The organism is Asaia sp. W19 (assembly GCF_003994335.1).
Classification (GTDB): Bacteria; Pseudomonadota; Alphaproteobacteria; order Acetobacterales; family Acetobacteraceae; genus Asaia.
This window is the reverse complement of record NZ_PNQZ01000151.1, coordinates 1-2843: the sequence shown is the minus strand read 5'-3', so window position 1 is coordinate 2843 and position 2843 is coordinate 1. Positions and strand designations below refer to the sequence as shown.

General features: G+C 57.1%; 4 protein-coding genes. 3 read left to right on the top strand and 1 reads right to left on the bottom strand.

Annotated elements, in window-relative coordinates:
- Nucleotides 1–190 precede the first annotated feature (190 nt).
- A complete protein-coding gene (locus tag C0V97_RS17510; RefSeq protein ID WP_127101925.1) occupies nucleotides 191–541 on the bottom strand; it encodes a RidA family protein in 351 nt (116 codons plus the stop codon).
- A 195-nt stretch (nucleotides 542–736) separates the two neighbouring features.
- On the opposite strand from C0V97_RS17510, the gene C0V97_RS17505 reads away from it, so the two are divergent.
- The 3 genes from C0V97_RS17505 to C0V97_RS17495 all read left to right on the top strand — a co-directional run.
- The gene (locus tag C0V97_RS17505; protein ID WP_233582023.1) at nucleotides 737–1378 is read left to right on the top strand and encodes an MBL fold metallo-hydrolase; all 642 of its coding nucleotides are present in this window, start codon (nucleotides 737–739) and stop codon (nucleotides 1376–1378) included.
- Between the two features lie 17 nt (nucleotides 1379–1395).
- Nucleotides 1396–1893: a DUF192 domain-containing protein gene (locus C0V97_RS17500; protein WP_127101924.1), complete on the top strand. Its 498-nt coding sequence runs from the start codon at nucleotides 1396–1398 to the stop codon at nucleotides 1891–1893.
- Nucleotides 1894–1898: 5 nt separating this feature from the next.
- A partial coding sequence (locus tag C0V97_RS17495) for an NAD-dependent epimerase/dehydratase family protein (protein ID WP_127103723.1) occupies nucleotides 1899–2843 on the top strand: 945 nt, incomplete at its 3' end.

The following is a 2843-nucleotide window of genomic DNA, read 5'->3' as shown; positions in this document are numbered from 1 at the left end:
GAKCCTGCGGAGAAGTCTGAGGCAACTTTTCTGTCTCACGTTCATTGATTCCGTATCCGCCCATTTGTGTGTTGCATCTAGGTAACTAAGTTCACCTCGAATTGGCAACCCATGTAAGGCGGAGTCATGGCGAATTTATGAACTTTCCCCGAGAAAAATTTGTGTCGCCCCAGGGAAAGGTCAAGAGGCCTTACTTTGTTGTGATCAGCATGATCTCCACCAGCATACGCGGATCGGCCAGAACTGCCTGAACGCAAGCGCGGGCCGGTGCGGACTCCTTGGGCAGCCAGGCCGTCCATTGCTTGTTCAATGCATCACGGTCACTGATCTCCTTCAGCCAGATCTGAGCCTGCAGGATACGGGTATTATCCGTGCCATGCTGCTCAAGGAGAATGTCGAGCTGTTCCAGCACATCGGCTGTCTGAGCATCGAAATCGGCATCGAGATTGCGGGCAACCACACCCTGGGTAAAGATGAAGCCGTGATACTCGACGGCTTTGGACATGACGGGATTGGGTTCGGTGCGGATAATGCGGCTCATGATCGTCTCCTGAAAACCTGACGGTTCCGCGCAGGCTTCCCTGCTTCGGATGGGCGGAACTCTGATCCGGGGCGACCTTAGGGTCAATCCTGCGCATCTGCATGATTGCTTGAATATGCAGCCTCGGCGCGGTATCGCGCCCTGAAACCGGACTGCCAGGAATGGCAGCATGACCCGAGCCAAGGAGTAGCCGGATTGCGAGCCCGCACTATCAAGGTGACCCCCCTGCGCCAGAATTGTACGGTTTTCGAGAATCAGGAGACCGGACACGCTGTGGTGTTCGATCCGGGCGGTGATGTTCCCGAACTCCTGCAGGTGCTCGAGGGACTCACAGTCGACGCCATTCTGCTGACGCACGGGCATTTCGATCATGCTGGGGGTGCCGACGCGCTTCGTGAAAGTCTTGTCAGACGTCAGACCACTCCGGTGGCACTGATCGGCCCCGACAAGCGGGATGATTTTCTGCTGCGTTCCATCGTCGAGCAGGCGCAAGCCTTTGGACTTTACGATCTGCAGGACGCGCATCCCGATCGGTTTGTGGAAGATGGAGAGACCATCGCGCTGCCGGGGCTGACCCTGGAAGTTGCGCATTGCCCGGGACATACGCCGGGCCATGTCGTCTTTATAAGTCGCGAAGACAAACTCGCCATTGTGGGCGATACACTGTTTCGTGGCGTTGTTGGCCGCTCCGATTTCGCTTATGGCGACCATGAGGCCCTGATCGCCGGGATCAGACGCAGCTTGCTCTCTCTGCCCGATGATTTCATCGTTCTGCCAGGGCACGGACTGCCGACGATGATCGGCGAAGAAAGACACAATAACCCTTTTCTCACCTGACACGCGGGAGTGCAGACATGAACACGATTTTGCGAAGCAGTCTGCTTCTGGCGAGCCTCGGTATCGGCATGCCTGCTTTCCCGATTTCTGCGGCTGAAACCCGGCCGGTTGCTGCGCGGGCAGCGCTCGAGAAAGCGTCCCTGTCGATTACTGATCGTCAGGGCAATAAGCATGATTTCACGGTTGAGATTGCCCGCACGCAAAAAGAGAAAGAAGCCGGTGAGATGGCACGTACGAGTGTGCCGGACGGGACGGGTATGCTTTTCCTGTTCAACCCGCCCGAGGCTGCCGCGATGTGGATGCATGACACACCTGTCTCGCTCGATATCGTTTTCATCGGCGCTGACGGCCGTATCCAGGCAATTGCGGAGCGGGCCGTGCCATTCAGTGAACGTCGCCTGACCGGGCAAGGTGAATCGGTAGCCGTTCTGGAGACAGCGGCGGGCGCAATGGAAAAAGCCGGTATTGTGGTAGGTGATCTGGTGACGTCCAAAGCGCTGGTCACGGCGCACTGAGCGTCATGAAGATTTTCCTGACCGGTGCAGCTGGCTTTGTCGGCTATCACGTCGCCGAACAGCTTTTGAGCCAGGGCCATCAGGTGGTCGGCTTCGACTCGCTCAACGCGTATTACAGTGTCCGGCTCAAGCAGGATCGCCTCGCTCAACTCGCCTCGAAGCCGGATTTTACCTTTCGCCAGGGTGATCTGAGCCGTCGCGAGGACGTCGAGGCAATCTTGGGCGAACATCCTGACATCAGCCATATCGTTCATCTGGCAGCGCAGGCAGGGGTTCGTTACTCACTGGCTGATCCCGGTGCCTATGTTACGGCCAATATGATGGGCCACGTCGTGCTTCTGGAAGCAGCACGTCAACTCCCGGCCCTGCGTCATATCGTTTATGCCTCATCATCCTCGGTTTATGGGCTGAATGAGACGATGCCTTTTCGTGAAAGCGATGCGGTTGATCGACCGGGTTCTTTCTACGCTGTGACTAAACGTGCTGGTGAACTGACGGCTCACGCCTATGCCCATCTATACGGTCTGCGTCAGACCGGACTGCGTTTCTTCACAGCTTATGGCCCCTGGGGTCGTCCCGATATGGCCTACTACAAATTTGCCAAGGCGATCACAGAGGGCAAAGCGCTGACGCTTTATGAAGGCGAGGGGCTCGCGCGCGACTTCACTTATATTGATGATATCGTATCTGGCGTCCTCGCCGCCCTCATGAATGAACCCGAGGAGGGTGTCTCTCGTGTTCTCAACCTTGGAAGTGATGCTCCCACGGCGGTGAGCCATCTGGTAGCGCTCCTGGAACAGGAACTGGGCATCAAAGCCGTCATCACGACGCGTCGTCGCCCACTTTCGGATGTCGAGGCTACCTGGTCATCGCATGAAAAGATGACTCTTCTGACCGGCTGGCGCCCCGTGATCAGTCTGGAAGAGGGGGTCAAACGTTTCGTGGCGTGG

Excerpts from the sequence above, each read along its gene's own strand:
- C0V97_RS17510 (WP_127101925.1), bottom strand. The coding sequence starts at position 541 with ATGAGCCGCATTATCCGCACCGAACCCAATCCCGTCATGTCCAAAGCC.
- C0V97_RS17500 (WP_127101924.1), top strand. The coding sequence starts at position 1,396 with ATGAACACGATTTTGCGAAGCAGTCTGCTTCTGGCGAGCCTCGGTATC.